Source organism: Acinetobacter sp. WCHAc060033, from assembly GCF_004209125.1.
In the GTDB taxonomy this organism is placed as follows: Bacteria; Pseudomonadota; Gammaproteobacteria; order Pseudomonadales; family Moraxellaceae; genus Acinetobacter; species Acinetobacter wuhouensis.
Map to the genome: position 1 here is coordinate 1 of NZ_SGSW01000116.1, position 2,537 is coordinate 2,537.

2 protein-coding genes and 2 pseudogenes are annotated in these 2,537 nt (G+C 34.1%); 2 read left to right on the forward strand and 2 right to left on the reverse strand.

The features are described from left to right. Window positions 1-193 (forward strand): annotated as a pseudogene (locus EXE10_RS20565) (MFS transporter); the annotation flags it as partial. A 103-nt stretch (window positions 194-296) separates the two neighbouring features. Here the strand turns inward: EXE10_RS20565 and adeS are convergent. Continuing rightward, entirely contained in the window at window positions 297-1,403 is a 1,107-nt protein-coding gene (gene adeS / locus EXE10_RS20570; protein ID WP_032073131.1) for a two-component sensor histidine kinase AdeS, read from the reverse strand. After that, window positions 1,393-2,121, reverse strand: a complete 729-nt coding sequence (gene adeR, locus EXE10_RS20575; RefSeq protein ID WP_032073130.1) for an efflux system response regulator transcription factor AdeR — start codon at window positions 2,119-2,121, stop codon at window positions 1,393-1,395. Before adeR ends, adeS begins: the two co-directional genes overlap by 11 nt. Before the next feature lie 281 nt (window positions 2,122-2,402). Between adeR and EXE10_RS20580 the strand changes: the two are divergent. Further along, window positions 2,403-2,537: pseudogene (locus EXE10_RS20580) on the forward strand (ISNCY family transposase); the annotation flags it as partial.

A 2,537-nucleotide genomic window follows, 5' to 3' on the forward strand; every position in this document is an offset into this window, starting at 1 on the left:
TTCGATTGGTGATACCTATTTAGTGGCGAGCCAGTTACCCGTTGAACAAGGTACAGCATTGATTAACGCAGGTAAAATTGCCTTCAGTTCAGCTCATGTTAATTTATTATTAACAGCAGGGATTATCATCGGGATACTCTCCATTGTGGTATTTTTTATGCTAGCTAAATATCGAGATGAGAATTCATTGTGATGAAATTTATTTGAGGATCATCAAACAGAATGGTTAAGTTCAGACATCAATTTATCTTAAATTTATGGTTTAAATTAAGCCGTATTAATCTGAACTTAACACATTATAAATGAGTTGATGTCTTACGATTTAGTTGAATAGTAAAACAGCTGCCACCTAAGTTTTTGGATTTAGAATAATAAATATGACCTTGGTGTGCTTCAATAATTGCATCAATCACTGCCAAGCCTAATCCAGTACCGCCATCTAGACATGATCTAGAGTCTTCCAGTCGATAGAAGGGTTTGAACAGGTGTTTAAGATGCGATTCATCAATACCAGGACCTTCATCTTCAAACGTCAATACCCAATGTTCTGCTGTGGTTACAGATGTAATATTTATTTTTCCAGCATTCGAATATCTTAGAAAGTTAGAGAACAATGCAATAAAGACCTGTTCCATCCTTCTTATATCAACGCAAACCAATTTATCCGTCAAATTTAAAACAATAGTTAAACCTTTAACATGAAACCGTTCATTAAACATCTGCAGACATTTTTCAATACTATTTTTTAAATTGGTCTTTTCTAGTTCTAATCGTAATTGTTTATTTTCAATAAGTGTCAGTGTCCGTAAATCTTCCACAAGGTAAGATAAGCCTTCGACTTGGTTCAATAAGCTTAGGTGTAAAGCTTTATCGGCAATAAATATACCATCGACAATACCTTGCAAGCGACCTTGTAATATTGTCACAGGTGTTCGTAATTCATGTGCAATTGCAGCATTCCAAACAGTTGAATTCTTAACTGATACTTCAAGTTGGTTTGCCATTTCATTGAAGTTCTCAATAAGAGACTTGATTTCATGTGGAATATCATGATGTGGCTGTTTAATTCTGAGTGCTAAATTGCCTTGTTGAATTTGTTGAATAACATCTGCTAAATCACTAATTGGCTGTGTATAGCGTTTTCCATATTTAAAGGCGAGGATAGTAGAAAGAAAAAAGCCTGTTAATAGCACTAAAAACAGCCAGATAAAGTCAACGGAGGTAACTGAAAATTCATTTGAATTAATAACTTGTGTATTTAGAAAACCTATTTTTATCGCCCAGCTATAAACAAAATAGCCAATCATGAAAGATAACAGCGTAATGCCTAAATTGAATAGGCTCATCATGATAATAAACTGGAAGTTAATTCCAACAGAATTTTTAAAAAAGTTAAATTTCATGATTTTGATCTAAGCGATACCCCACGCCACGGACATTGATTAATAAGCCATTTACATCATTTTCTTCAAGTTTTTTGCGTAATTTGCTGATATGGCTATCTACAGTGCGATCTAAAGCATCACTTTCAGGCATACAGTTTTGGATCAATTCATTACGTGTAAAGACTTTATTCGGTGTTTTTGCCATCAAAAACAGTATCTTATACTCAGTTAACGTAAGGTTGAGCAACTGATTTCTTTGACCATTTGAAATGTAAACTTGATGATGATCTGGATTAATTTCAATATTTCTATAACGAATAATATTAGTTATTTCCATATTTTGGCTTGTACTTCGTCTAAGTACGGCTTGTATTCGTGCAATCACTTCGTTTGGGTTAAATGGCTTAATAATAAAGTCATCAGCACCCATTTTTAGCCCCATGATCTTATTCACTTGATCATCTAAGGCAGTCAGCATAATGACAGGTAAATGACTTGTTTGACGGATGATTTGTAGAATTTCCCAGCCATTTAGTTTGGGTAATTTAATATCAAGGAGAATCAGGTCGATAGAGTTGGCTTTTAGGCACTCTAAAGCTTGTTGTCCATCCAATGCACGGATGACCTGCATGTTTTCATTTTTTATGTATTTTTCAAGAATGTCACCAATATCATAATCATCTTCTACAACGAGAATGACGCTGTTTTCGAAGCTGTGCTGTAGATTTGGATACATATATTTTATCTTAGATGAAGTAGCTATGCATTTTAACATTTAATTGTGTAATGGAGATGATTAGACGAGCAGTCATTTATATTTGTAATTGAGGGGTGACATATAATAAAATTCGTTGCATATCAGTATTAATGAACAAAATGTCAATTATCATTCATTTAACATAATGGCTGTTATACGAAACGAGAGTGTTAGAACCCATTTAAAGTGTCTATATTCTCACCAATAAAAATGTCTAGTTTATGATGGTTTTTATCACCATGGACTGGATATAAATATAGATGCTGATCACTATGTCTGACAAAGAAATTCAACGGCTTGCAGTTCTGCAAGACGTTCGAGATCATCGTATTACCCAGATCCGTGCTGCTGAAATCCTAAATCTTTCCACCCGTCAAATTACCCGGTTATTGCAA